This window comes from Streptomyces glaucescens (genome assembly GCF_000761215.1).
Classification (GTDB): domain Bacteria; phylum Actinomycetota; class Actinomycetes; order Streptomycetales; family Streptomycetaceae; genus Streptomyces; species Streptomyces glaucescens_B.
Window position 1 is genome coordinate 6,150,083 of record NZ_CP009438.1, and the last position, 26,795, is coordinate 6,176,877.

A 26,795-nucleotide genomic window follows, 5' to 3' on the forward strand; every position below is an offset into this window, starting at 1 on the left:
GATCCCGGCCCGCCTCGTCCGCCTCCCGAGCGGGAGCGGACGACGCAGGACACCGCGCGACAGTCCTTCCGTGATGTCTACCCAGGAGGCACAGCCATGGGCTCGCATGCCATTCCCCCACCCGCCCGCCGCACGCTCCGCGGCCTGCTGACCGGGCTGGCCGTCGGCGTCCTCGCCGCGGCCGGTGCGCTGGCCGCGCCGCCGAGCGCCCACGCCGCCGAGAGCACGCTCGGCGCCGCGGCGGCGCAGAGCGGCCGCTACTTCGGCACCGCCATCGCCTCGGGCAAACTGGGCGACCCGGCGTACACGTCGATCGCGGCCCGTGAGTTCAACTCGGTGACGGCCGAGAACGAGATGAAGATCGACGCCACCGAACCCCAGCGCGGCCAGTTCAACTTCACCGCCGGTGACCGCGTCTACAACTGGGCGGTGCAGAACGGCAAGCAGGTGCGCGGCCACACCCTCGCCTGGCACTCCCAGCAGCCCGGCTGGATGCAGAGCCTCAGCGGCAGCTCGCTGCGCCAGGCGATGATCGACCACATCAACGGCGTGATGAGCCACTACAAGGGCAAGATCGCCCAGTGGGACGTGGTGAACGAGGCCTTCGCCGACGGCAGCTCGGGAGCCCGGCGCGACTCCAACCTCCAGCGCACCGGCAACGACTGGATCGAGGTCGCCTTCCGCACCGCGCGCGCCGCCGACCCGGCCGCCAAGCTCTGCTACAACGACTACAACATCGAGAACTGGACCTGGGCCAAGACACAGGCCGTGTACGCCATGGTCCGCGACTTCAAGCAGCGCGGCGTGCCGATCGACTGCGTCGGCTTCCAGGCGCACTTCAACAGCGGCAGCCCGTACCACAGCAACTTCCGCACGACCCTGCAGAGTTTCGCCGCCCTCGGCGTCGACGTGGCCGTCACCGAACTCGACATCCAGGGCGCCTCGGCCACCACCTACGCCAACGTGACCAACGACTGCCTGGCCGTCCCGCGCTGTCTCGGCATCACCGTCTGGGGAGTGCGCGACACCGACTCCTGGCGATCGGGTGACACGCCGCTGCTGTTCAACGGCGACGGCAGCAAGAAGCCGGCCTACACCGCTGTCCTCAACGCACTCAACGGCGGCTCCACCACGCCCCCCGCGGAATCCGGGCAGATCAAGGGCGTCGGTTCGGGCCGCTGCCTGGACGTGCCCGGCTCCGCCACCGCCGACGGCACCCAGCTCCAGCTGTGGGACTGCAACAACGGCACCAACCAGCAGTGGACGTACACCGCCGCCGGTGAGCTCAGGGTCTACGGCAACAAGTGCCTGGACGCCGCCGGCACCGGCAACGGTGCCAAGGTGCAGATCTACAGCTGCTGGGGCGGCGACAACCAGAAGTGGCGGCTGGCCTCCGACGGCTCCATCGTCGGCGTCCAGTCGGGCCTGTGCCTGGACGCCGCCGCGGGCGGCACCGCCAACGGCACCCTGATCCAGCTCTACTCCTGCTGGAACGGCGCCAACCAACGCTGGACCCGCACCTGACGGCGCCTGCCACGACCGAAGGAGTGAAGCGTTGAAGACCTACCGTGCGGCCTCCCACGCCCCTCCACCAGGACACCGCTGGTGGTCCCGGTTCACCGCCGCGGTGGCAGCGGTCCTCGTGACCGGCATGCTCGTCGCGGCGACGACCGGACCCGCCCGGGCGGTGACGGCGCCCGCCGAGGCGGCGGCGGTGGACACCGATGCCTGGTACGTCCTGGTCAACCGCAACAGCGGCAAGGCGCTGGACGTCTCCGGCATGTCCACCGCCGACGGCGCCCGGGTGAACCAGTGGACGCGCAACGACGGAAACCACCAGCAGTGGCAGTTCGTGGACTCCGGCGGCGGCTATTACCGGCTCAAGGCGCGGCACTCGGGCAAGGTCCTCGACGTGGCCGGCGCCTCGGCCGCCGACGGTGCCGCCGTCCAGCAGTGGGCCGACCACAACGGGGCCAACCAGCAGTTCCGCCTGGCCGACTCCGACGCGGGCTTCATCCGGCTGATCAACCGCAACAGCGGCAAGGCGGTGGAGGTGCAGGGCGCCTCCACCGCCGACGGCGGCAACGTCGTCCAGTACGCCGACTGGGGCGGCGCCAACCAGCAATGGCAGCTGGTCAAGCTGTCGTCCGGCGGCGGCGGATGCGGCAGCGCCCCGACGCTGACGAGCGGTACGCACACCATCCAGAGCGGTGGCCGCAGCCGCACCTTCATCCTCCGGGTCCCCGACAACTACGACAACGCCCACCCCTACCGGCTGATCCTCGCGTTCCACTGGCGGGGCGGAACCGCCGCCGACGTCGCCTCGGGCGGAACGAGCGGCAGCGCCTGGTCCTACTACGGCCAGCAGCAGCAGTCGGACAACACCGCCATCCTCGTCGCCCCGCAGGGCCTCGGCAACGGATGGGCCAACACGGGCGGCGAGGACGTCACCTTCGTCGACGACCTGCTCCGGCGCGTCGAGAGCGGCCTCTGCGTCAACACGGCGCAGCGCTTCGCCACGGGCTTCAGCTGGGGCGGCGGCATGAGCTACGCACTCGCGTGCTCCCGGGCGAACGTCTTCCGGGCCGTCGCGGTCATCTCCGGCGCCCAGATCAGCGGGTGCAGCGGCGGCACCCAGCCCGTCGCCTACTTCGGCATCCACGGCATCAGCGACTCGGTCCTCGGCATCGCGCAAGGACGGTCCCTGCGCGACAGGTTCGCCGCCAACAACGGCTGCGCCCCCCAGAGCCCGCGCGAACCCGCGCCGGGCAGCCGCACCCACATCACCACCGTCTACACGGGCTGCCGCGCCGGGTACCCGGTCCAGTGGGCCGCGTTCGACGGAGGCCACATACCCGGCCCCGTCGACGGCAGCTCCGGCGAAAGCGGCGTCGCCACGTGGACCAAGTCGGAGATCTGGAGGTTCTTCGCCCAGTTCCAGTGACCCACCCGCACCACGGCGTGGAGCCGGCACCACCCCGGCTCCACGCCGCCCGTACCACCACGAACCACCTGCCCGCGCCCCCGCCACAAGACCGTCCGCGATGCGTGAGAGGGTCGAGGGCGTGAGTGAGACACCGACGAACACCGCAGCCGACCCCGCCGCACGGCGGCACACTCCGGTGCGTCGCCACACCTCCCCGATCAGCGAGCCGGTCATGATACGGAGGGCCGTCGCGCGGGATGCCAAACGGCTCACGCGGCTCGTGCGTGGCTCAGGCGCCTACGAGGGCAAGTACGCAGCCGCAGTCGCGGGCTACCGCGTCGGTCCGGATTACATCGAGGCCCACCGCGTCTTCGTGGCCGTCGGCGCCGACAAGCAGGGAGACCGGGTCCTCGGGTTCTACTCGCTCGTCCTCGCTCCACCGGAGCTCGACCTGCTGTTCGTCGCCGACGAAGCGCAAGGACGAGGTATCGGACGGCTGCTCGTCGCGCACATGCAGTCCGAGGCCCGTGCCGCCGGGCTCGACCGTGTCAAGGTCGTGTCGCATCTTCCCGCCGAGGACTTCTACCACCGTGTCGGCGCGGTGCGGACCGGGACCGCGTTCGCGAACCCGCCCGCCGTGCCGTGGGACCGTCCCGAATTCGAGTTCCGCGTTCCTCCGGAATGACCCGGTGTGCCGGTCGGCAAGGCACCGGCTTCGCTGCGTGGTGGCCGCAACATCCAGGAGCGCTGCATGCTGCGCACCATGCACAAGGCCAAGATCTGACGTCTGGGAACGCAAAGGGTCGGCATCGGACCGGACGGCGTCCGGCTTGCTGACCTGCACCCGCAGCAGGGGCCTGCTGCCCCGCCCGGCGCCCCGCTCGTAAGGCTCGACGCGTGGCTCGGCAACTCGCCCGTGGCGTGGTGGGACGTTTGTTCCAGGCCGACCCGCTGCCGACACCCGTACACAGGGGCGACCGGTGTCAGCGGCGCGGGCTTATGCCGTGTGTTAGGCTCCCGCATTTGCGTGGTCGTCGCGGTGGGCGATGCTGCCTGTTCCGCTCGGCTTGCGCGTGGGCTGTTCAAACCTGCCGGGCCTTCCTCGGTACGTTCCCTTGAGGAAGGCTGATCATGAAGCATCCCCATGACTCCGGCATCGCGCACGGCAGTCCCGCCCGGCCCGAGGCGACGACCCCGGCGTCGCCCCCGGCCGTCACCTTCGCCGGTCTGGAACTGCCGACAGAGGTGCTGCGGACACTGAGCGAACTCGGGGTGCGCGAACCCTTTCCGATCCAGGCCGCCACACTGCCCGATGCCCTGGAGGGGCGCGACATCCTGGGACGCGGGCGCACCGGATCAGGCAAGACACTCGCCTTCGGCCTGCCGCTGCTCGCACGGACGGCCGGGCGGCGCGCGGAACCGAAGCAGCCCCTCGCTCTGATCCTGGTGCCCACCCGGGAGCTGGCCCAACAGGTCACCCAGGCGCTGGCGCCGTACGCCGAGGCACTGCGGCTTCGGATCGCCACGGTCGCCGGCGGAACGTCGATCGGCCGGCAGGTCGCCGCGCTGCGCCAGGGAACCGAGGTGGTCGTCGCCACCCCCGGACGCCTGCACGACCTGATCGAGCGCAACGCCTGCCGCCTGGGACGGGTGAGAATCACCGTGCTGGACGAGGCCGACCAGATGTGCGACTTGGGATTCCTGCCGCAGGTCGCCGACGTGCTCGACCAGGTGCACCCCGACGGTCAGCGGATGCTTTTCTCGGCCACTCTCGATCGCGACGTCGATCAACTGGTCAGCCGCTACCTCCACGACCCCGTCGTCCACTCGGTCGACCCGGCCGCGGGCACAGTCACGACGATGGAGCACCACGTTCTGGTCGTCCACGCCCCTGACCGCTACGCCGTCATCACGGAAATCGCCGCCCGCGACGGCCGCGTACTGCTGTTCCTCGACACCAAGCACGCCGTCGACCAGCTCACTCGGCATCTGCGGGCCAGCGGGGTGCACGCCGGGGCCCTGCACAGCGGCAAGTCCCAGCCACAGCGCACACGGACCCTGGCGCAGTTCAAGAGCAGCCAGATCACCGTTCTGGTGGCGACCGATGTCGCGGCCCGTGGCCTGCACATCGACGACCTCGACCTCGTGGTCAACGTCGACCCGCCCACCGACGCCAAGGACTATGTGCACCGGGCGGGCCGCACCGCCCGCGCCGGCGACTCCGGCAGCGTGGTCACGCTCGTGCTGGCGGGCCAGCGCCGCGAGACGAGCCGCATGATGGCCGGGGCCGGCATCGAGCCGACCGTCACCAAGGTGCGCTCGGGCGAGGCGGAGCTCAGCCGGATCACCGGCGCCAGGACTGCCTCCGGGATCCCGCTCGACGGCGAGCCCGCCGTCCCCCGACCCAAGAACACCAACGCTCCCTTCCGCGGCCTCGGCACCAGCAAGGGCACCTCCCGCGGCGCCGGCGGCAAGTCCCGAAAGGCGGGCGAGGCCCGCAAGCTCGCCGAGGCCCGCAGGGCCGCCCTCGTGCGTCGCAACGGCTGAGAGCCGTTGCCCTGGCAGCCTGGCCACGAGATCAACAACCGTCGGCCCGGCCCGAAGCCGCGTCCTGTGTGCCTCACCTACGAAGTCAACGCCTTCGGCCGCGACAGGGATACCCGCGGAGCCGGCTGCCCCCGAGACGTCCCCTCCGGAGCCGGACAGCGACGGCGAAGGCATGGCTGCAGCCCTCACGCTGGGCGCGCCCCCGAAGGTTTCCGGAAACCTTGCGCTCCGGCTGGGGCGAAATCTGTGCCCGCGAGCTGAGATTCCAAAGGCACAGGCAGACACATTCTCTGCCGCATTAAGTGAGGGTGGGATTCTTCACCGTACACAGGCCGCTTCGACGTGCTACTGTCGATCTCAGTTGCAGTTGTGGTTCCCAAAACTTCAAGTGCCCTCCGGATGGCGCCTGTGCCACTGGAAGCACTTTTGTTCTCCGGTCTTTTTCCCGGCGGGGTGATCATCGCGGCGACACGGGGTCCGTGCAGTGCGGATCCCGATGCACTGCCCCAAAGGAGAAATAACATGGCTTCCGGTACTGTCAAGTGGTTCAACGCGGAAAAGGGCTTCGGCTTCATCGAGCAGGACGGTGGCGGCGCTGATGTGTTCGCCCACTACTCGAACATTGCCGCCCAGGGCTTCCGTGAGCTGATCGAGGGCCAGAAGGTGACCTTCGACATCGCCCAGGGCCAGAAGGGCCCGACGGCCGAGAACATCGTTCTCGCCTGACGCTGACTGTCGCGTACTTGTAGCTGGGGCCCGCGTCCTTCGGGGTGCGGGCCCCAGCTACTCGTATTTCCGCAGTGGTTTCACCTGCGGACGACAACCAGGAAGCCCGTAGGCTCAGCGCACACGGAGCATCCTTCAGAAGTGTACGCACCCTTCATGGGTTCATGGCGGCAGACGCCGGAACATTGCGTCGGCTCCGCGCCACTCATTCCAGCGCCTGTGCCCGCACGGAATTGCCGTCGGTCAGATTCGCTGTCGCATTCCACCGGTCCATTCTTGCAATTCTTCGTGCTGCTGATCGCTGCGGGAATTCCTTGACATGTGCCGCATCGAGGAAGGTTCCGCATGAACCGCACACGCACGAACGACCGCTTCACCCGCACCCGTGACGGCAGTACCGACTCCGGCAGGGGCGGCAGTCGATTCGGTTCGTCGGCCAGGAGCCGCTCCGGTGGGCCGAGTCGTTCCGGTGGTTACGGCCGCCGGCCCGCCGCCGTCCAGGGGGAGTTCGCGCTGCCCAGGACGATCACTCCCGCGCTCCCCGCCGTGGAGGGCTTCGCCGATCTCGACATGCCCGGGGCACTGCTGGGCGCGCTCAGCTCACAAGGCGTGACCGTACCCTTCCCTATCCAGGCCGCAACCCTGCCGAACTCCCTCGCCGGCCGGGACGTGCTGGGCCGTGGCCGCACCGGCTCCGGCAAGACCCTCGCCTTCGGGCTGGCGTTGCTGGCCCGTACGGCCGGGCAGCGCGCCGAGGCCAGGCAGCCGCTGGGGCTGGTCCTCGTACCCACGCGTGAACTGGCGCAGCAGGTCACCGACGCGCTCGCCCCGTACGCCCGCTCCGTGAGGCTGCGGCTGGCCACGGTGGTGGGCGGAATGCCGATCGGTCGGCAGGCGAGCGTGCTGCGCGCCGGCGCCGAGATCGTCGTCGCCACGCCGGGACGCCTCAAAGACCTCATCGACCGTGGCGACTGCCAACTGAACCAGGTTTCCATCACCGTCCTCGACGAGGCCGACCAGATGGCCGACATGGGCTTCATGCCGCAGGTCACCGCCCTCCTCGAACAGGTCCGCCCCGAAGGCCAGCGCCTGCTGTTCTCCGCCACTCTCGACCGCAACGTCGACCTGCTCGTGCGCCGCTTCCTCAGCGACCCCGTCGTGCACTCCGTCGATCCCTCGGCCGGCGCGGTCACGACGATGGAGCATCACGTGCTCCATATCCACGGGGCCGACAAGCACGCGGCCACCACCCAGATCGCCGCACGCGACGGCCGCGTGATCATGTTTCTCGACACCAAGCACGCCGTCGACGGCCTCACCGAACACCTCCTGAACAGCGGGGTACGGGCCGCCGCCCTGCACGGCGGGAAGTCACAGCCGCAGCGCACCCGCACGCTGGCACAGTTCAAGACCGGACACGTCAACGTGCTGGTGGCGACCAACGTCGCGGCGCGCGGCATCCACGTCGACCACCTCGACCTCGTCGTCAACGTCGACCCGCCGACCGATCACAAGGACTACCTCCACCGCGGCGGCCGTACCGCCCGCGCAGGAGAGTCGGGCAGCGTCGTCACCCTGGTCACCCCCAGCCAGCGCCGCGGCATGACCCGCCTCATGGCAGCGGCCGGCATCGTCCCGCAGACCACCCAGGTCCGCGTCGGCGAAGAGGCCCTGCACCGCATCACCGGTGCTCAGGCTCCCTCCGGCATCCCGGTCGTCATCACCGCACCGGTGGTCGAACGCCCCAAGAAGCGCGGCGCCCCCTCACGCGGCCGACGCCGCCCCGTCTCGGCGGCTCGCCGCGCGCCCGTACGGGAGTCCACCGCCGGTGCGGCTGCGTAGAACCTTGGTGTCAGCAAGCCCGCCCGACTTCACAGGAGGCACCGTTTGACGCTGGACCAGAAGCAGTTCGGCTCAACACGTACCAACGCCGTGCAGACGGCGGCCGATCCCGGTGCCGCGGCGGGACCGCAGGTCTGGGAGGACATGACCGTGGAGGTGGCACTGTCCGTGATGGCCGCCGCCCGTACAGGTCAGCTGGTCGTCTGCGACGAGGACGGTATGTGTACCGGCCTGGTCACCCGGGACCGGCTCACGGCCGTTCGTGACGGCTCCGGATACACGGACCGGATGCGCCTGCGGGACATCGCCGACGTCATCGGGCCCTTCGCCCCACCGCCGGCCATGAGGGCCGAAGCCGAGCGTGCGATGCTCCGCTCCCGGCTCGGGGCCCCGCTCGTGGTCGACGGACACGGCAACGCTCTGGGCGTCCGCGCCCTCGCTCGCTGAATCGCCGTCGCCCCGACCCGGCCCCGTCGTCTCTTCTCCCTGGAGGCATCATGCGGGGTGTCATCGCTCGCTTCCCGTTCGACCTGACCAAGAGCGGCGTGGTGGCTTCACCTGCCGCACCCGCCCTACCGCCGCGTCTGCGCCCCTGGCCGGCCCGTACGGGCCGGCTTCCGCAACGCCCGGCGCTCCCCCTGTCCGTCTGACGTACGGACACGTGTGAGCCGAACCGGGCAGTGAGGCCCCACCGGCGTGGGCGCATTCCGGAGGGCGTAGCAACACTGCGGTGAGTTGATCAAGCGGCGCGCAGTTCAGACAGACGCTCGGCTGGGTCTCCCAGTCGAGCGTCTGTCTCCGGGATCCCCACCGTGTGACCGGCGACCACCTGCCTGCGGATGTGGTCGCCGAGCCGGGAAGCGACCCGGGACAGCACTCTTCCGGGTGTATCGGCGGAAGAAGTGCAGATGCCAGCCATGGAGAAAACCTGTCGTGACGACAGTAGACATCGGTCCGTCGCGGGGTTACTGTCTTTGTCGTACCCAAGAAGTCGAAGTGGGCACGGCAGACATGAACTGCCTGCCGGCAGGTCAAGCAGGACACGGCCCCAGAGGGTCGTGAGCAGTACCCGCGGTATCCAGCAGTATCACCGAGTAACCGAAGGTAAGGAGCGAGACGCCATCAGGATCGCCCGGGCGAGGAAGCAGTCCGCCCGGGTACCGCAGGCCCCGGATTGGAAGGTGGTCCCCGGTCACGCATCCGCGATCCCCGCAGTCCCGCCCTCCCAGGCGGACCCTGCGGACATACAAGGCCGGCGCAGTTCGCCGGTAGATGGTGTTGAAAGCTCGGGGCCCGGGTGCCGGTACGGTACCCGGGCCCCCCGACGCGTCCCCGGAAGAAGAGGTTCTATGCCCCCTGGCAGTTCCCGCGCCGTCACCCCTCTCGATGACGACGACTACCCCGCCTACACCATGGGCCGGGCCGCCGACATGCTCGGCACCACCCCCGCCTTCCTGCGCGCCCTCGGCGAACACCGCCTGATCACACCTTTGCGCTCCGAAGGCGGCCACCGCCGCTACTCCCGCTACCAGCTGCGCATCGCTGCCCGTGCCCGCGAACTCGTCGACCAGGGCACCCCCATCGAAGCTGCCTGCCGCATCATCGTTCTCGAAGACCAACTCGAAGAAGCGCAGCGCATCAACGAGCAGATGCGCACACAAGGCCCCCAGTCGCAGTCGAAGACGTCAGCCTGACCGGACGTCGGCACGAGGACACGGACGACGCTCCCGGCCCGCCACCGACTGGACCCCGTCATCGGCACCTGAAACGAGCGCCCCCGACCACCACAGGGCAAGGACCCCGGCGATCACCACGCCGGGGTCCTTGCCCTGTCCAGGACGGTTCCCCGGCCCCGGGCCGGAGGCCTGCCGGCGCGCCGGTCGCCCATCGGCGGCCTGCCGGGCCCCGTGAGGCACATGCTTGCCGTGTCGACGTCTGTACCGTCCCGCGCGCCCGGCACGATGGTTCTCGTGCAGCCGCTGCCGGCTCCCCACCCCGCCGGCCTCATGCCCGCCGCGACGGGCATGGCGGCCTTCGAAGCGGCCTACCGGCGGGCCGCCGGCGTCATCGGATCGTCCCGGACGCCCGTTGCGGTGCCCCGACCCTGTCGGAGGAGGTCATGGATCATCCTGTCCCGCTCTCCGGGTACCGTCAGGGTATGAGTCATCCACACCCCGAACTGAAAGCCGCCCCGCCCCTTCCCGAAGGAGGGCTGCGGGTCATCGCCCTGGGCGGCCTGGGTGAGATCGGCCGCAACATGACCGTCTTCGAGCACGCGGGCAAGCTGCTCATCGTCGACTGCGGCGTGCTGTTCCCCGAGGAGACCCAGCCCGGCGTGGACGTGATCCTGCCGGACTTCACCTCGATCCGGGACCGGCTGGACGACATCGTGGCCGTGGTCCTCACCCACGGTCACGAGGACCACATCGGCGGCGTGCCGTACCTGCTGCGCGAGCGGTCCGACATTCCCGTCGTCGGCTCCAAGCTGACGCTGGCGTTCCTGGAGGCCAAGCTCAAGGAACACGGCATCCGGCCGCGCACGGTGCGGGTGCGCGAGGGCGACCGGCGGGGCTTCGGGCCCTTCGACTGCGAGTTCGTGGCGGTCAACCACTCCATCCCCGACAGCCTCGCGGTCGCGATCCGTACCCGGGCCGGGATGGTGCTGCACACCGGCGACTTCAAGATGGACCAGTTCCCCCTCGACGACCGCATCACCGATCTGCGCGCCTTCGCCCGCCTGGGCGAGGAGGGCGTGGACCTGTTCCTCACCGACTCCACCAACGCCGAAGTACCCGGCTTCACCACCTCCGAGCGGGAGCTGAACCCGGCGATCGAGCAGGTGATGCGCACCGCGCCGCGCCGGGTCATCGTCTCCAGCTTCGCCAGCCATGTGCACCGCATCCAGCAGGTCCTGGACGCCGCCCACCAGCACGGCCGCAAGGTCGCCTTCGTCGGCCGGTCGATGGTCCGCAACATGGGCATCGCCCGTGACCTGGGCTATCTGAAGGTCCCCTCCGGTCTGGTCGTGAGCACGAAGGAGCTGGAGAAGCTCCCGGATCACAAGATCGCTCTGGTGTGCACCGGCTCCCAGGGCGAACCGATGGCCGCGCTGTCACGGATGGCCAACCGGGACCACATGATCCGCATCGGCAAGGGCGACACCGTCCTGCTCGCCAGCTCCCTCATCCCCGGCAACGAGAACGCCATCTACCGGGTGATCAACGGACTCACCCGGTGGGGTGCCCACGTGGTCCACAAGGGCAACGCCAAGGTGCACGTCTCCGGGCATGCCAGCGCCGGCGAACTCGTCTACTGCTACAACATCGTCAAGCCGCGCAACGTCATGCCCGTGCACGGCGAATTCCGCCACCTGCGGGCCAACGGCGACCTCGCCGTCCGTACCGGTGTCGACCCCGACCGGGTCGTCATCGCCGAGGACGGCGTCGTCGTCGACCTGGTCGACGGGCGGGCGTCCATCACCGGCAAGGTCCCCGCCGGCAACGTCTACGTGGACGGCATGGAGGTCGGCGGTGCCACCGAGGCGTCCCTGAAGGACCGCCTCACCCTCGCCGCCGAAGGCGTGGTGACGGTGGTGGCGATCGTCGACGCGGACACCGGCGCCCTCGCCGAGGCCCCCGACTTCCTGGCCCGGGGCTTCGTCCACGACGATGCCACCTTCGAGCCGGTCGTCCCCGTCATCGAGAAGACCCTGGCCACCGCAGCCGAGGAAGGCGTCGGGGACGCGCGCCAACTCGAACAACTCCTCGCCCGGGCCGTCGCCAACTGGGCGTTCCGCACCCACCGCCGCAAGCCCCTCATCATTCCCGTCATCATCGACGCCTGAGCCACACCCGGGCAGGCGTCCCGGGTCAGACGCCGATGTGCACGAGGTGAGACCCGGCGACGAGTCGGTCCTGATGTCCAGCCTCATCACCGGCCCGCCGGGTCGGCCCGGGCGGCCCGGTGGCGAGCGCTGCGCCGGACATCCCGCCGCGTGGCGATTCCGGAGCCTGCGGACGAGGGCGCCTGACTGCGGGTTCGTGAGCCAGGCGCTGGTGACGATCAGGCGGCGACGAGCTCCTGCTCACGGTCCGGCGTCTCGACCTCGGGCTTCCTGTTCGGCAGCGAGAGGCGGAAGACCTTGCGCCACGCGGAGAACACCTGTTTGGGCAGCGGTCCGGTGACGTACTCCAGCTCGTACTTCTCGAACAGGGCGCGCACCTTCACCGCGACCTCGGCGTACCGGTTGCTCGGCAGGTCGGGGAACAGGTGGTGCTCGATCTGGTGCGACAGGTTGCCGGTCATGAAGTGCATGGCCTTGCTGCCGCTGATGTTCGCCGAGCCCATCATCTGGCGCAGGTACCACTGGCCGCGCGTCTCGCCCTTGATCGACCGACGCTCGAAGACCTGCACGCCCTCGGGGAAGTGCCCGCACATGATCACCGAGTGGGACCAGAGGTTGCGCACCAGGTTCGCGGTGAACGTGGCGGCGAGCGTGGGGAGGAACGACGGGCCCGACAGCAGCGGGTGGATCACATAGTCCTTGAGCACCTGCTTGCGGATCTTGCGTCCGACGGCCTTGGCCCGCGCGCGGAACTCCGGGTTCTTGCGGCGGTGCTTGCTCAGGTTGCGGCCGAGCTCCAGGTCGTACGCGGCGATGCCGTACTCGAAGAAACAGGCGTTGAGGAAGTTCCACAACGGCTGGCCGAGGTGGAACGGGTGCCACTTCTGGTCCTCGTCGACGCGCATGATGCCGTAGCCGAGGTCGTTGTCCTTGCCGACCACGTTGGTGTACGTGTGGTGCAGCTCGTTGTGCGAGTGCTTCCACTGGTCGGCCGGCGAGACGTGGTCCCACTCCCAGGTGGTGGAGTGGATCTTCGGGTCCCGCATCCAGTCCCACTGGCCGTGCAGGATGTTGTGGCCGATCTCCATGTTGTCCATGATCTTCGCCACGGACAGACCGGCGGTCCCGATCAGCCACGCGGGCGGGAACATCGAGAACAGCAGCACACCCCTGCTGACCAGCTCCAGCTTGCGCTGCGCGGCGATGACCTTACGGATGTAGGCGGCGTCCTTCTCGCCACGGCTGGCGATCACTTCGTCGCGGATCGCGTCCAGCTCGCGGCCGAGCTCCTCGATCTGCTCCGCGGTCAGGTGGGCGGTGGGGTCGATGGCGGTCAAACTGTTCCTACCGTTCGATGTCGCAGGGGCCCGCCGCGGCGGACACGCAGGTCTGGATGAGGACGCCCGGCTCGGCCTCGGTGATCTCGCCGGTGCGCAGGTCGCGGACGGCGCCCGCCTTGAGCGGCGTGACGCAGCCGAAGCAGATGCCCATGCGGCACCCGGAGGGCATGAGCACGCCGGACTCCTCGCCGACGTCCAGCAACGGCGTGGCGCCGTCCGCGTCGACGGTCTTGCCGGTGGAGCTGAACGTGACCTCGCCGCCGTCACCGGCTACGACGATGCTGGGGCGGAAGCGTTCGGTGTGCAGGCGCTCCTGTACGCCGTGATCTCTCCAGTGCTCTTCGGCGGCGTCGAGCAGGCCCGCGGGCCCGCAAGCCCAGGTCTCGCGCTCGGCCCAGTCGGGCACGAGTTCGCCGAGACGGGAGATGTCGAGCATGCCGTCCGTGTCGGTGTGCACCTCGGTGAGCCGCAGCCTCTTGTCCGCGACCAGGTCGTGCAGTTCGTTGCGGAAGATCACGTCCTGCGGCCGTGGCGCGCAGTGGACCATGACGACGTCGTCGAACTCGGTGTCGCGCAGCATGCCCATCACGGGCGTGATGCCGCTGCCGGCCGTCAGGTAGAGCACCTTGGCGGGCGTGGCCTGCGGCAGCACGAAGTCACCGGTCGCCTGGTCGAGCTGGATCAGCGTGCCCGGCTTCGCCCTGCGGACCAGGTGGTTGCTGACCTTGCCGTCCGGGATCGCCTTCACGGTGATCGTGACGCGGCCGTCCTGGCGTCTTGCCGGCGAGGTGAGGGAGTAGGCACGCCACAGGCGCACCCCGTCGACGTCGACCCCGATCCGCACGTACTGACCGGCCCTGTGTCCGCGCCAGCCCCGACCCGGTCTGATCACGATGGTCGCGGCGTCACCCGTCTCGGGGTACACGGCCTCGATGCGCCCCCGCAGATCGGCGCCCGCGCGCAGGGGGCTGACCAGGTCGAGGTAGTCCGACGGCAGCAGCGGCGTCGTGACCATCTCCAGCAGTTTCCACGCCCTGCTGCGGAGGGTTGCACTCGTCATGACTCCAGCTTGCTGCGCCTCAGGGCGTAAAGTCCTGACCGCAGGACGTGAATCTGGTCGGTTGAATTGTTCGCAGGGAACAAGGACGTGAGCCATGCAATCCGGAGGGCCGGCGAACTGGCCCTGAACGAGACGACGGTCACCGCACTTCGGGCCGCGCTGAGGACCACCGCCGACGAGGTCGTCCAAGCGATCATCGACGAGGTCCCTTCCTACGCCAACGCCCTTTCGGGCAGCATGGGCGGCACCATCCGCCGAGCCGTCCGCACCGCGCTGGGGCACTACCTGGACCTCGCGAGCGGGAACGCCACAGGCGGCGACGCCGGTGACGCGGCCTACGAGCTGGGCCGCGGCGAGGTGCGCGACGGCCGTTCGATGGACGCCCTGCTCAGCGCCTACCGCGTCGGTGCCCGCGTGGCCTGGCGATGCCTGGCCGCGGGTGCCGTGTCCGCAGGTCTGCCCGCCGCCGAGGTCGCCAAGTTCGCCGAGCTGACCTTCGCCTACATCGACGAGCTCTCCGCCGCGAGCGCCGCGGGCCACGCCGACGAACTGGCCGCCCGGGGCAGGGCCCACGAGCGCCACCTGGAACACCTGGCCCGCGACCTCCTCGCCGGCGCGAGCCCGGACGTGCTGCTGGCCTCCGCTCAACGGGCCGGATGGCAGCCTCCGGATTCGCTGACGGCGGTCCTGCTGCCCGCCGCCCAGGCCCGGCCCGCCTACCGCGCGCTCGACCCGGGCACCCTCGTCCTCGACGATCTGCCGGACGGCACCGGTGTGCTGCTCGTCCCCGATGCCGACCGATCACATCTCCTGCGGCAGCTGACCGACCGCACCGCAGTGGTCGGCCCGGCCCGGCCATGGACTCGTGCGTCGGCCTCGTACGCACGAGCCGTACGCGCCCGCTCCCTCTCCTCTGACATCCGCGACACCGAGGAGCACCTGCCCGAGCTGGTGCTGACCGCCGACGTGGACGCGTTCGCGGACCTGCGTGCCCGAGCCCTCGCACCGTTGCGCACCCTGCCTGCCGCGACCGCACGGCGGCTGGAGGAGACGTTGCGGGCGTGGCTGCTGCACCAGGGCAGGCGGGACGAGGTGGCGGCGGCGTTGTTCGTCCACCCCCAGACCGTCCGGTACCGGATGTCGCAGCTGCGGGAGCTGTTCCCGGATCTCGCATCGCCACACCGGGTCCTCGAACTGACGCTGGCGGTCGGTCTCCGGGCCGGTTGACGCGTACGTCGACCGTCCACGAACTCCCGGCAGCCGCAACCTCCGTTACAGGGGCAGTCATGAGACATGAGAGGGTCTGGGACGTGAGCGAGACACCGACGAACACCCTGCAATACCGCTTCGACGGGAGAGAAGACGCCCCGGTCCTGATCCTGGGTCCCTCACTGGGCACCACCTGGCACATGTGGGACCGGCAGGTGCCGGAGCTGACCGAGCAGTGGCGCGTCCTGCGGTTCGACCTGCCGGGCCACGGCGGCGCCCCCGCCCACCCCGCCGGCTCCGTCAGCGAACTCACCACCCGGCTGCTCGCCACGCTCGACGGCCTCGGCGTCCAGCGCTTCGGCTACGCCGGATGCGCGCTCGGCGGCGCCATCGGCGTGGAGCTGGCCCTGCGCCACCCGGAGCGCCTGGCGTCCCTGGTGCTGATCGCGGCCTCCCCGCGGTTCGGCACGGCGGACGAGTTCCGCCAGCGCGGGGTGATCGTCCGGACGAACGGCCTGGACCCGATCGCCCGCACCTCGCCCGACCGCTGGTTCACCACCGGATTCGCCGCCGCCCAGCCCGCGATCACCGACTGGGCGGTGCAGATGGTGCGCACCACCGACCCCGGCTGCTACATCGCCGCGTGCGAGGCGCTGGCCACCTTCGACGTGCGGCCCGAGCTGGGCCGGGTGGGCGTGCCGACGCTGGTGCTGGTCGGCTCGGAGGACCAGGTCACCGGTCCCGCCGAGGCCCGCACCCTGGTCGCCGGGATTCCCGACGCCCGGCTCGCGGTCGTCCCGGGCGCCTCCCACCTGGTGCCGGTGGAGCAGCCCGCCGCGGTCACGGACCTGCTGGTGACCCACTTCTCCACCGCCTGGCAGCCGCTCATCGACCCGGGTACCGGCCAGATGGCCGTCGCCACCGCGCCGGTCAAGCCGGTCCCCGCCGCCGTGCCCCCGCAGGCCGTGCCGGCCGCGCCCATCGCCGAGATCGCCCCGCCCGCCGCCCAGCCGCAGGCCGTGGGCCGGCCGGACCCGTACGACGCCGGGATCAAGGTGCGCCGCGAGGTCCTCGGCGACGCGCACGTCGACCGGGCGCTGGCGCAGGCGGACGAGTTCTCCGGCGACTTCCAGGAGTTCGTCACCCGCTACGCCTGGGGCGAGGTCTGGGACCGTCCCGGCCTGGACCGGCGCACCCGCAGCTGCATCACCCTGACCGCCCTCGTCGCCGGCGGGCACCTGGAGGGGCTGGCGTCCCACACGCGCGCCGCGCTGCGCAACGGCCTGACCCCCGCCGAGATCCGGGAGGTGCTGCTGCACGCCGCCGTCTACTGCGGCGTACCGGCGGCGGACAGCGCGTTCAAGGTGGCGCAGGAGGTCATCCGGCAGGAGACCACCCCCCAGGAGTGAGCACCCGCTCCCGTCGGGCGGCAGGATGGCCCCATGACGCTGAAGCTCACGAAGAAGTCGCACGCCTGCGTCCGCCTGGAGAAGGACGGGCGCACGCTGGTCCTCGACCCCGGCGGGTTCACCGAGGCGGACGCCACCGACGGCGCCGACGCGATCCTCGTCACGCACGAGCACCCCGACCACTTCGACGAGGGCCGGCTGCGGGCCGCGATGGAGGCCGGTCCGGGCGCCGAGATCTGGACCCTGAAGTCGGTCGCGGAGCGGATCTCGGCGGCGTTCCCCGGGCGGGTGCACACCGTCGGCCACGGCGACACCTTCACGGCCGCGGGCTTCGACGTGCAGGTGCACGGCGAGCTGCACGCGGTGATCCACCCGGACATCCCGCGCGTCACCAACGTCGGCTACCTGATCGACGGCGGGAAGGTCTTCCACCCCGGCGACGCCCTCACCGTCCCCGACCGGCCGGTGGAGACGCTGATGCTGCCGGTGATGGCCCCCTGGAGCAAGATCTCCGAGGTCATCGACTACGTGCGCGAGGTCCGGCCGCGGCGCGCCTACGACATCCACGACGCGCTCCTCACCGACCTGGCCCGCCCGATCTACGACCGCCAGATCGGCGCGCTGGGCGGCTGCGAGCACCTGCGGCTGACACCGGGCGAGTCCGCCGACGTGTGACGCAGCCCGCGCGGCCCGCGCTGTCGGTGGCGGCGGGTAGGTTGTGAGACATGCGCATCGCGACCTGGAACGTGAACTCGATCACCGCCCGCCTGCCGAGGCTGCTGGCCTGGCTGGAGAGCAGCGGCACCGACGTGCTCTGCCTCCAGGAGGCCAAGGTCGCCGAGGAGCAGTTCCCGTTCGACCAGCTGCGCGACCTCGGCTACGAGGCGGCGGTGCACGCCACGGGCCGGTGGAACGGCGTGGCGGTGCTCTCCCGCGTCGGCATCGAGGACGTGGTCAAGGGCCTGCCCGGCGACCCCGGCTTCGACGGCGCGGTGGAGCCCCGCGCCATCTCCGCGACCTGCGGCCCGGTCCGCGTCTGGTCGGTGTACGTGCCGAACGGCCGCGAGGTCGAGCACCCGCACTACGCGTACAAGCTCCAGTGGTTCGAGGCGCTGCGGGCGGCCGTCGCGGGGGACGCGGCCGGCAGCCGCCCGTTCGCCGTCCTGGGCGACTACAACGTGGCCCCGACGGACGACGACGTCTTCGACCCGGCCGCCTTCGAGGGCTCCACCCACGTCACCCCGGCCGAGCGCGCCGCCCTCACCGCCCTGCGCGAGGCGGGCCTGAACGACGTGGTGCCGCGCCCCCTGAAGTACGACCGTCCGTTCACCTACTGGGACTACCGCCAGCTCAGCTTCCCCAAGAACCGCGGCATGCGCATCGACCTGGTCTACGGCAACCAGCCGTTCGCCGGGGCCGTCAAGGACGCCTACGTCGACCGCGAGGAACGCAAGGGCAAGGGCGCCTCGGATCACGCGCCGGTCGTCGTCGACCTCGACGTCTAGGACGCGGGCTCACGCCCGCGCGCTCACAGCAGCCGCAGGTCCACCGACTCCGCCAGGGCCGCGAGCCCGGTGTCGCCCGGGTGCAGATGGTCCCCGCTGTCGTAGGCGGGGAGCATCCGCGACGGGTTCGCCGGGTCCCGGATCACCGCGTCGAAGTCGAGCACCGCGTCGAACACCCCGGCGCGGCGGATCCAGTCGTTGACCGCCCTGCGCTCGGCGTCGACCGCGGGTGTGCAGTGGACCTCGCCCCCGCAGGGCAGGATCGTCCCCGCCAGCACGCGCAGCCCGCGCGCGTGCGCCCGCTCGGCGATCTGCCGTAGCCCGGCGGTCACCTCACCCGCGGTGGCGCCCGTACGCACGTCGTTGACGCCCTGGAACACGATGAGCGTCCGGGCCGAGGTCTGGGCGAACACGTCCCGGTCGAGCCGGTGCAGGGCGCTCACCCCGCCGGAGTCGGTGGAGACCCCGTCGCCCGGGTAGCGGTCGGTGACCACGCGGTTCGCCGAGATGCCCTGGTTGAGCACCCCGTAGCGCGGCACGCCGGACTGGGCCGCCAGCCGCCGGGCCAGCACGTCCGGCCAGCGCCGGTTGGCGTCCACCGTCGAACGGGCCCCGTCGGTGATCGAGTCACCGAGCGCCACCACCGATCCCGGTCCGCCGCCCACGTCCACCCCGGTCAGCAGCGGCCAGGCGGAGAGGACCGTGGGGTACGCGCCCGCCGCCCTGTCCGCCGTGTGGTCGCCGGGCCCGCTGACGTACGAGCGCTGGAGCGCGAGCCGGTGCACGGGGGCCGCCGGGACCGTGTCCGGGAGGTGGAAGCTGACCAGGAGATCGCTGTCCGGCGGGACCTCGAGGCCGACGGGGTCGCTGTAGGCCTGCGCGCCCGCGGGGATCCGCGTGCCCGCCGCGCCGCCGAACGTCACCCGCACCGGTGTGCCGAGTGCCGCCGCGCCCGTCGCCCGCAGCGCGACCGTGGCGCTGCCGATCCGCACCGGCGTGGCGGCGAAGGTGTTGTCGAAGCGCAGCCGCACCCGCGGCCCGCCCGCCGAGGTGTGCACCACCAGCCGCAGCGTGCGGTCGGTCCACGGGCCGACGGAGAGATAGCCGGAGGTGGCCGCCGCCCAGCTGCCGGTCCAGCCGGCCGTGCGCGCCCGCACCGACACCGCGAACACGTGCAGTCCGGCGGCGCGCGGCAGCCGTACCGAGGTGACCGGGCGGCCCGGTTCGACGGGCACGGTGACGACGTACAGCCGGGCCCGTTCGGCGAGCCGGCCGCCGGGGGTGTTGATGTGCGGCAGGGCCACCGCCTTGGTGGCGAGCGGCCCCCGGCGCCAGTCGGGAGCGGTCAGCCGGTACGGGGAGGAGGTCCCGTCGGCGTAGCCGACCGTGCCGGAGCCGGTGACGTCCCGGCCGGTGGTGCCCGCGACCAGGAAGGCGAGGGCGTCGCCACGGCCGCTGACCCGTACCGCCTGCCCGTCGGCGACCACGTTGTCCGGCTCGCCCGCGGCCCGTTCCGGCCAGGTGAGCCGGGCACCCTGCACGGTGAGGACGCGGCCGGGGGTCCAGCCGGCCGCGGCGAGGGCCTGCGCGGACAGGGAGGCGCCGGCACCGTCGAAGTCCGCCCCGGCGGGTCGGGCGTCGTCGCTGACGGCGGTGTTGTCGAACAGCTGGGTGAGCGGCCGCGGCTCGGCCGGCCGATCGACGACGGTCCGGGCGGCGGTGTGCGGCCTCGGTTCGGCCGGCCGGTCGATGCCGGTCCGGGCGGCCGCGCCCGTCGGCAGCACGGACGCGATCAGAAGGAGGACGACGGCGACCCCTCGCACGCCTCGACGCACCAACCGGACCTCCCGACACAGATGACACCGGCATCACTTCGTGAAGCTAGAGAGGGCTCCGCGCTCCGTCAACGAACGGGGCGGGAACACGGCGTGAAACCGCCCCGGGGCGTGGCCCGTACCGTCTGCGCGCCCGGTGGTGCGTATGACGGTACGAATGTCAGGCTGGAGGTATGAACATCCCTTTCCTGGGCGGCCGGCGCGCCACACGGGAGGCCGTCGACCCCGCGGGCATCGCCGGACTCCTGGCCGAGTGCGAGCTGCTGCGGTCCCAGGCGGACCAGGCGGGGGTCCGGCTGGACGACACGAGGGCCTCGCTGGAGGCGCTGGACCAGCTCCCGCCGCGCTGGCGGGACGACCCGGAGACGCTGCTCCGGCTGGGCAACGACGCGGGCCTGTACCTGGGCACCGTGGTGGTGCGCACCGTGCCCGGCGCCGCATGGGGGATCCGCTCGGACGGCCAGCCGGTCATCGTGCTGCCCTCGGGGCGGGAGGTCGACGTGGTGGCCGCCGCTCAGGAGTGGGCGGCCTCCGGGGTGCCGGAACTCGCCCGGCTGTACGCGGAGATCGCGGAGACCTGAGACGGAGACCGGGTGGACGGCGCCCCCGCCCCTCCCACCCGTGCGTGCGCCACCCGGCGGACCCTCTCGGTTCGGGGGCATCCGCCGGGGGGCCTGACCCGTCCTCCGGATCTCGACTACGATGTGCCGTTCATCCCCGTGGCGAGGATGGCCTCGCCGATCTGCGTCGGGATGCGCGGACCGCGGGGGGCAGCAGTACCCGGAGCCGAGCCGTCCGGCCGCGGCCGCCGATCACTGCTCGCGCAGCGGAATCGACACGTATGACGGGTCGTCCGCGGGCGAGGAGAAGGTCAGCCGTGCGCCGGACGGGTTGTGCTCGATGTAGAGCGGGTCGACCGTGTCGACGACCAGGGCGAGCCGATGCCCTGCCGGGACGTCGTAGGCCGTGGAGAACAGCTCCAGGTCGACACCGAACGGCTTTCCGGGCGTTCGCCCGTGGAAGGTGTACGGCGCGTTGCTGACCAGCTTGCCGAGGCCGAGCGGACCCACGTCGTACAGGTACGCGACGAGGGTTCCGCTCTCCTTGGTCGGGGTGAGCGTGGTGTGCAGCCGCGCGGTGCCGCGCACCCGCTGCGCGGTGGGGTACCTCCCGGACTGCCAGACGGCGGCCCAGCGGCGGGGGAGCAGGGGGATCGAGGCGACCGGGGGAAGCCGGGCGATCTGGTCCAGCACGCTGGACAGCAGGACGATCCCGCCGTCCGCCCCGGAGTTGACGTTCGCGGCGATGGTGGTGGTGCCGCCGAGGGCGATCTTCCGTTCGGCAGCGGCGACCGACTTCCAGTCCGGGTAGCCCTCGTAACCCCCTCCGGAACGGGACTTGAGCCGCACCGGCTGTTCACGGTCGACGCCGTTGTCCTCGCCCTTGAGGTGGTGGTCGAACCAGCGCCCGGTGTCGGCCCACACGTCGTTGGGCAGTCCGAGCAGGCCGGTCGCCTCGGCGGTCGCGTGGTCGCCGGGCCGCAGCTGGAGCCTCTTGGGACCGGTCAGCCTCTCGTAGAAATCCGCGTACTGGTTGGGCGGGAAGACCGTGTCGCCCCAGGCGTTGGCGAGCATGACCGCCGTGCCGTGCTCGTTGATCCGGTCGACGTACGCGGCGGGGGAGCGCTTCCTCCCCCAGGCGAGCATCTCGTCCTCCTTGTCCAGGTCGGAGGCGAAGAAGTGGCGGAAGATCTCCTGGAGTTCGGCGCTCGGCCGGCCGGTGACGCCGCCCGCCCCCTGGAGCAGCGCGGCGGCCTGGGCGTGCTGGGTACGGCCGGAGTAGATGGAGTCGATCAGGTCGGCCCAGCCACTGAGCGCGGCGACCGCCCTGACCCGCTCGTCGTGCGCGGCGGTCAGCAGGCTGATGCCGGCACCGTACGACACGCCCGCCATGCCGACCCTGTCCGGGTCGGCCGGCGTGTGGGCCAGGGCCCAGTCGATGACGCGGGAGGCGTCCGCCGTGTCGGGCGGGCCCGCGACTTCGATATGGCCGCCCGACTGCCAGAACCCGCGTACGTTGTAGGTGACCACCACGTACCCGGAGTCGGCGAGCCGCTGCGCCTGCGCCAGGTACTCGATCTGCGGCGTGGCCCAGCTCGTGGGCAGCACGATCAGCGGGTGGCGGCGCGCGCCGTCGGCGCCCGCGGGGGTGACGACGTTCGCCTTGAGTGTCGTACCGCCGTCACCGGTGATGTCGACGAACCGCACGCTCGGCGGGGCGGCCTGGGCCGCGGGGGCGGCGGTGAGGGTGCCGGCGGCGGCCAGGGCCGCGGAGACGGCGCCCACGGCGGTCGTGCGCAGGGCCTTGCGATGAGGTCTCACGGGTCACTCCTCACTCGTGTCAACAAAAGTGACCCGACGGTAACCTCGGGGCCTCAAGGCCAAGAACCCGTCGGTAAGTTACGTGAAAGTAACAATCATTGAAGGGCCGACGGCCGCGGCGCCGACGGCAGTGGCGCCCGCGCCGCTCGCGTCACGTCCGCCACCAGCTCCACCACGTCCGGCCCGTACGCCTGCGAGTTGACCACCTTCAGCAGCAGCACGAACGACCCCGTGCGGTACGTGCGGGACAGCCGCTCGTGGTTGCGGGCGAGATAGCGGGTCGCGGCCTGGTTGGTGATGGCCGTCTGGCCGCAGAAAAGGAAGACCGGCCGGTCGCCGTGGCTGTGGTCCACGGTGAGCCGGGCGAGCAGCACGTACTCGGCCCGGCCGACTTCCAGGCGGTGACGCCAGCTCCGGCCCGGCGGCGTTCCGGTTGACCACCAGCAGGGCCTCCGAGGCGTCCGGCAGCCCGAAGAACGCCTGCTTGCGGCGGAGCCGGCGCTTCCAGAGGTACGTACGGGTGAACCAGCCCAGCGCGGCGCTGATGCCGGCCGCCAGTACACCGAGGACGATGTTGCGCACGTCGTCGTTCATGGGCGGGCATCGTAGCGGGTACTCCTGACGTGCCCATGGTCATGGACTACGCTGCCCGAACGGCCTTTCCCTGGAGGTTGGATGCGTCACCCCGTCGCACGGAAACTGTCCGTCCTCGCGGTCTCGGCCGCGGTGGTGTCGGTGGGGGCCGCCGCGCCGCCCGCCACCCCGCCCGGCCAGCCCGCGAAGGTCCCGGTCGCCGCCGGCTGGGGCGGTGCCGTCGCCAGCGTCGACCCGGACGCCTCCGCCGCCGGCATCGAGGTGCTGAGGAACGGAGGCAACGCGGTGGACGCGGCCGTCGCCACCGCCGCCGCCCTCGGCGTCACCGAGCCCTACTCCGCGGGCATCGGCGGAGGCGGCTACTTCGTCTACTACGACGCCCGCTCCCGCACCGTGCACACCATCGACGGCCGCGAGACCGCCCCGCTCACCGCCGACTCCGGCCTCTTCCTGGAGAACGGCAGGCCGATCCCCTTCGCCGAGGCCGTCAGCAGCGGCCTCGCCGTCGGCACCCCCGGCACGCCCGCCACCTGGCGCGCCGCCCTCGACAAGTGGGGCAGCCGGCGGCTCGGCACCCTGCTGAAGCCGGCCGAACGACTGGCCCGCGACGGCTTCACCGTCGATGCCACCTTCCGCGCCCAGACCGCCGCCAACGAGACCCGGTTCCGCCACTTCCCCGACACCGCCGAGCTGTTCCTGCCGGGCGGGAAACTCCCGGTCGTCGGCTCCACCTTCAAGAACCCCGACCTGGCCCGCACCTACCGGGAACTGGCCCGCAAGGGCGTCGGCGCGCTCTACCGGGGCGACCTCGCCGAGGACATCGCCGAAACGGTGAACAAGCCCCCCGTCGACCCGGCCTCGGGCTGGAACGCCCGCCCCGGCGACCTGTCCGAGAAGGACCTGGCCGCCTACCGCGTCAGGGTCCAGGCTCCCAGCAGGACCTCGTACCGCGGCCTCGGCGTCTACTCCATGGCGCCCTCCTCCTCCGGCGGCACCACGGTCGGCGAAGCCCTCAACATCCTGGAGCGCACCGACCTGGCCAAGGTGAGCCAGGCGCGCTACCTGCACCGCTACATCGAGGCCAGCCGGATCGCGTTCGCCGACCGCGGTCGCTGGGTCGGGGACCCCGCCTTCGAGGACGTACCGACGAGGGAACTGCTGTCGCAGCGGTACGCCGACAGCCGGGCCTGCCTCATCAGGGACGACGCGGTGCTCACCAGCCCGCTCGCCCCCGGCGACCCGCGCCGGCCGGCGGCCTGCGCGACCGGCGGCACGGCGGCGCCCACGACGTACGAGGGCGAGAACACCACCCATCTCACGGTCGCCGACAAGTGGGGCAACGTCGTCGCCTACACCCTCACCATCGAGCAGACCGGTGGCAGCGGCATCACCGTGCCGGGCCGCGGCTTCCTGCTCAACAACGAGCTGACCGACTTCTCCTTCGCCCCCGCCGACCCGGCCGTGCACGACCCCAACCTGCCCGGACCGGGCAAGCGGCCCCGGTCCTCCATGTCGCCGACGATCGTGCTGGACCGGCACGACCGGCCGGTGGTGGCCCTGGGCTCGCCCGGCGGCTCGACCATCATCACCACCGTGCTGCAGACCCTGACCGGGTTCCTCGACCGCGGCCTGCCGCTCGTCGACGCCATCGCCGCACCGCGCGCCAGCCAGCGCAACGCCGCCCAGACCGAACTCGAACCCGGTCTGTACGACAGCCCGCTGCGCGCCGAGCTGGAGGGCGTCGGGCACTCCTTCCGCCTCAACCCCGAGATCGGCGCGGCCACCGGTGTCCAGCGGCTGCCCGGCGGCAAGTGGCTCGCGGCGGCCGAGACGGTACGGCGCGGCGGCGGCTCGGCGATGGTCGTCCGGCCCGCCTCCTAGGGGGTGTCTCAGCGCGCGGGGCGGAAAAGGGGACTGCCGGATCGTCTCCGTTGCGGTTACGATGACGGCGATGATCACTTACTCCTCGTGTGGATTGGGGGACTCGTTCGCTTCAGGTGAGTGCTGATGGCACCTCACACCGCGAACGACATTCCGCCCCGCCTGCTGATGTGGCAGCGCGTACGCGAGTACGCCGTGCCACCGTCCATGATCGAGACCGCGACCGCACGCCGTGCGGCCGGAGACTGGGCGGGGGCCTGCGCCGCCGCCCGGATCGACACCGATCTCGATCTGCGCGCCGTGCGCCACCGCCACGGCACCGACCTCGCCAGCCGCCTCCGTACCGACCTGCGCCGGCTCGCGCCGGACCTGCTGCGCTGGCACATGCCCCGCATCGCCCCCGACGGGCTGCTCCGGCCCGGCCTCACCCTGACCCTCGCCCGGTACCGCACCCACTGCACCGCCCCGCTCCACCTGGTGGTGCGCACCCCGCCCGCCTGGGCGGACGCCGGGCAGCGGATGTCCCTCACCCTGTGGGAGGGGCCCGCGGACGACGCCCCACGGCACCACCCGCACCCGCATCCCGACCGGCGTTTCCGGCTCGACCTGCACCGGCACCTCTGGGACGCCACGCGCTGCGGTGAACTGGCCCGGCGCTGCGGCGCGTACGGGACACCGGGTCCGGAGCCGTCCGGACCGCCCCCGGACCTCGGCCGCACCGACGCGTCCGAGGCCCCCTGGGCGGTGGAACGCTGGGCCGCCGAGGCGGAGCTGCTGCTGCGCGCCGAGGGGCGGGCCCGCGGGGCGTTCACCGTACGGCTCGGCGCCCGCAGCCGCGCCGTGTTCGAACTCGCCGCCCCCGACGACCACCACGTCCCGTCCCTGCGGCCGCTGCGGGAGCCGCTGCCGGCGCAGGAGGCCGCGGCGCTCCCGGTGCTGCCGGAGGCCGCCTCCCGCGTCCTGCCGGACCTGGAACTGCTGCGGGCCGCACTGGTCCCGCCCGGGCGGCTCCACCCGCTCGTCGCGGCCGCCCTGCCGGTGCCGCCCGGCTCCGCACCCGAGCCCGCGCCGGCGGCCGGGACCGGGGACCCGCACCGGGTGGCCTGCCGGGGCGAGACCCACCGGATCGCCCTGCGGGACGGGGTGCTGACGGCCGTCGACCACGACCCGGCCCAACTGCGCCGGGAGGAACTGCTCGTCGCCCTCGGCGGCCCGGCACTGCCCTGCCTGCGGGCCATCGACGCGGTGCACCGCGAACCGGAGGCCCTGCCCGCCGTCCGGGAACGGCTCCGCCACGGTGACGTGACCGGGGCGCTGGCCGTCGTCGAGGGACTGCTCGGCCGCGCCGCGGTGCTGCGCGACGGACCGCTCCGCGACGCACTGGAGTCGGCCGCGGCCCGCCGCGTCGACCACGGGCTCTTCCGCTCCGGACTGGTCGCCGTGCACCCCGCCGCCCGCACCGCGGACGGCGGGACCGCGCGGGGCGGGGACCGCGGCGCGGCGGACCACCGGCCCCGGTTCGACCGCCGTATGCCGCGCGCGATGCGCGACAAGCGCGCCGCACTGGGCCGGCCCCGCACCGGCCTGACCCGCTGACACCGCGAACCCACCCTCTCCGCGCCGGCGTTCGGCGCCGTACGCCCCGACGACCTCCGGGGCGGCCCGTCCCGCGCCGCCCCCTCCCTTCTCTCACCCC

General features: G+C 71.7%; 20 protein-coding genes and 1 pseudogene. 16 read left to right on the forward strand and 5 right to left on the reverse strand.

Annotated features, from left to right (window positions below; translation table 11 throughout):
- The first annotated feature begins 96 nt into the window (after positions 1 to 96).
- From SGLAU_RS26595 to SGLAU_RS26635, 9 genes are all read left to right on the forward strand, one after another.
- Positions 97 to 1,524: an endo-1,4-beta-xylanase gene (locus tag SGLAU_RS26595; RefSeq protein ID WP_043505037.1), complete on the forward strand. Its 1,428-nt coding sequence runs from the start codon at positions 97 to 99 to the stop codon at positions 1,522 to 1,524.
- A gap of 31 nt (positions 1,525 to 1,555) precedes the next feature.
- Positions 1,556 to 2,944, forward strand: coding sequence for an RICIN domain-containing protein (locus SGLAU_RS26600; protein ID WP_043505038.1), 1,389 nt, complete (start codon positions 1,556 to 1,558; stop codon positions 2,942 to 2,944).
- Positions 2,945 to 3,158: 214 nt separating this feature from the next.
- Positions 3,159 to 3,611: a GNAT family N-acetyltransferase gene (locus SGLAU_RS26605; protein WP_052413896.1), complete on the forward strand. Its 453-nt coding sequence runs from the start codon at positions 3,159 to 3,161 to the stop codon at positions 3,609 to 3,611.
- A 446-nt stretch (positions 3,612 to 4,057) separates the two neighbouring features.
- Complete coding sequence (locus SGLAU_RS26610) at positions 4,058 to 5,473, forward strand: DEAD/DEAH box helicase (RefSeq protein WP_043505039.1); 1,416 nt, start codon at positions 4,058 to 4,060, stop codon at positions 5,471 to 5,473.
- 522 nt (positions 5,474 to 5,995) lie between these two features.
- On the forward strand, positions 5,996 to 6,199 hold the full coding sequence (locus SGLAU_RS26615; RefSeq protein ID WP_043505040.1) for a cold-shock protein: 204 nt from the start codon (positions 5,996 to 5,998) through the stop codon (positions 6,197 to 6,199).
- A gap of 345 nt (positions 6,200 to 6,544) precedes the next feature.
- A complete protein-coding gene (locus SGLAU_RS26620) occupies positions 6,545 to 8,041 on the forward strand; it encodes a DEAD/DEAH box helicase (RefSeq protein ID WP_043505042.1) in 1,497 nt (498 codons plus the stop codon).
- Positions 8,042 to 8,086: 45 nt separating this feature from the next.
- On the forward strand, positions 8,087 to 8,488 hold the full coding sequence (locus SGLAU_RS26625; protein ID WP_043505043.1) for a CBS domain-containing protein: 402 nt from the start codon (positions 8,087 to 8,089) through the stop codon (positions 8,486 to 8,488).
- A gap of 902 nt (positions 8,489 to 9,390) precedes the next feature.
- Positions 9,391 to 9,735 (forward strand): MerR family transcriptional regulator, encoded by a 345-nt coding sequence (locus SGLAU_RS26630; RefSeq protein ID WP_043505044.1) that lies wholly within the window; start codon positions 9,391 to 9,393, stop codon positions 9,733 to 9,735.
- A 464-nt stretch (positions 9,736 to 10,199) separates the two neighbouring features.
- On the forward strand, positions 10,200 to 11,885 hold the full coding sequence (locus tag SGLAU_RS26635) for a ribonuclease J (RefSeq protein ID WP_043505045.1): 1,686 nt from the start codon (positions 10,200 to 10,202) through the stop codon (positions 11,883 to 11,885).
- Between the two features lie 218 nt (positions 11,886 to 12,103).
- Here SGLAU_RS26635 and SGLAU_RS26640 read toward each other — a convergent pair whose 3' ends face one another.
- Together SGLAU_RS26640 and SGLAU_RS26645 are read right to left on the reverse strand one after the other, a co-directional pair.
- A complete protein-coding gene (locus tag SGLAU_RS26640; RefSeq protein WP_043505046.1) occupies positions 12,104 to 13,222 on the reverse strand; it encodes a fatty acid desaturase family protein in 1,119 nt (372 codons plus the stop codon).
- A gap of 7 nt (positions 13,223 to 13,229) precedes the next feature.
- Positions 13,230 to 14,285 carry a ferredoxin reductase gene (locus SGLAU_RS26645; protein WP_043505048.1) on the reverse strand — a complete coding sequence of 352 codons (1,056 nt, stop codon included), beginning with the start codon at positions 14,283 to 14,285 and terminating at the stop codon, positions 13,230 to 13,232.
- 87 nt (positions 14,286 to 14,372) lie between these two features.
- On the opposite strand from SGLAU_RS26645, the gene SGLAU_RS26650 reads away from it, so the two are divergent.
- The 4 genes from SGLAU_RS26650 (at position 14,373) to SGLAU_RS26665 (ending at position 18,408) form a co-directional block, all read left to right on the forward strand.
- On the forward strand, positions 14,373 to 15,512 hold the full coding sequence (locus tag SGLAU_RS26650) for a PucR family transcriptional regulator (protein ID WP_043505049.1): 1,140 nt from the start codon (positions 14,373 to 14,375) through the stop codon (positions 15,510 to 15,512).
- Positions 15,513 to 15,595: 83 nt separating this feature from the next.
- Positions 15,596 to 16,903, forward strand: a complete 1,308-nt coding sequence (gene pcaC / locus SGLAU_RS26655; protein WP_043505050.1) for a 4-carboxymuconolactone decarboxylase — start codon at positions 15,596 to 15,598, stop codon at positions 16,901 to 16,903.
- 39 nt (positions 16,904 to 16,942) lie between these two features.
- Positions 16,943 to 17,578: an MBL fold metallo-hydrolase gene (locus SGLAU_RS26660; protein WP_043507073.1), complete on the forward strand. Its 636-nt coding sequence runs from the start codon at positions 16,943 to 16,945 to the stop codon at positions 17,576 to 17,578.
- Between the two features lie 50 nt (positions 17,579 to 17,628).
- The gene (locus SGLAU_RS26665; protein ID WP_043505051.1) at positions 17,629 to 18,408 is read left to right on the forward strand and encodes an exodeoxyribonuclease III; all 780 of its coding nucleotides are present in this window, start codon (positions 17,629 to 17,631) and stop codon (positions 18,406 to 18,408) included.
- A 23-nt stretch (positions 18,409 to 18,431) separates the two neighbouring features.
- On the opposite strand, the gene SGLAU_RS26670 is transcribed toward SGLAU_RS26665, so the two are convergent.
- Complete coding sequence (locus tag SGLAU_RS26670) at positions 18,432 to 20,231, reverse strand: SGNH/GDSL hydrolase family protein (RefSeq protein ID WP_244315264.1); 1,800 nt, start codon at positions 20,229 to 20,231, stop codon at positions 18,432 to 18,434.
- A gap of 185 nt (positions 20,232 to 20,416) precedes the next feature.
- Here SGLAU_RS26670 and SGLAU_RS26675 point away from each other — a divergent pair, with 185 nt between their 5' ends.
- The gene (locus SGLAU_RS26675; RefSeq protein WP_043505055.1) at positions 20,417 to 20,824 is read left to right on the forward strand and encodes a DUF6278 family protein; all 408 of its coding nucleotides are present in this window, start codon (positions 20,417 to 20,419) and stop codon (positions 20,822 to 20,824) included.
- A 231-nt stretch (positions 20,825 to 21,055) separates the two neighbouring features.
- Here SGLAU_RS26675 and SGLAU_RS26680 read toward each other — a convergent pair whose 3' ends face one another.
- Positions 21,056 to 22,624: a CocE/NonD family hydrolase gene (locus tag SGLAU_RS26680; protein ID WP_043505056.1), complete on the reverse strand. Its 1,569-nt coding sequence runs from the start codon at positions 22,622 to 22,624 to the stop codon at positions 21,056 to 21,058.
- A 95-nt stretch (positions 22,625 to 22,719) separates the two neighbouring features.
- A pseudogene (locus SGLAU_RS26685) lies at positions 22,720 to 23,218 on the reverse strand (hypothetical protein).
- An 81-nt stretch (positions 23,219 to 23,299) separates the two neighbouring features.
- Between SGLAU_RS26685 and ggt the strand changes: the two are divergent.
- Complete coding sequence (ggt, locus tag SGLAU_RS26690) at positions 23,300 to 25,099, forward strand: gamma-glutamyltransferase (RefSeq protein WP_043505058.1); 1,800 nt, start codon at positions 23,300 to 23,302, stop codon at positions 25,097 to 25,099.
- Between the two features lie 126 nt (positions 25,100 to 25,225).
- Positions 25,226 to 26,695, forward strand: a complete 1,470-nt coding sequence (locus SGLAU_RS26695; RefSeq protein ID WP_043505059.1) for a hypothetical protein — start codon at positions 25,226 to 25,228, stop codon at positions 26,693 to 26,695.
- The last annotated feature ends 100 nt before the right edge of the window (positions 26,696 to 26,795 follow it).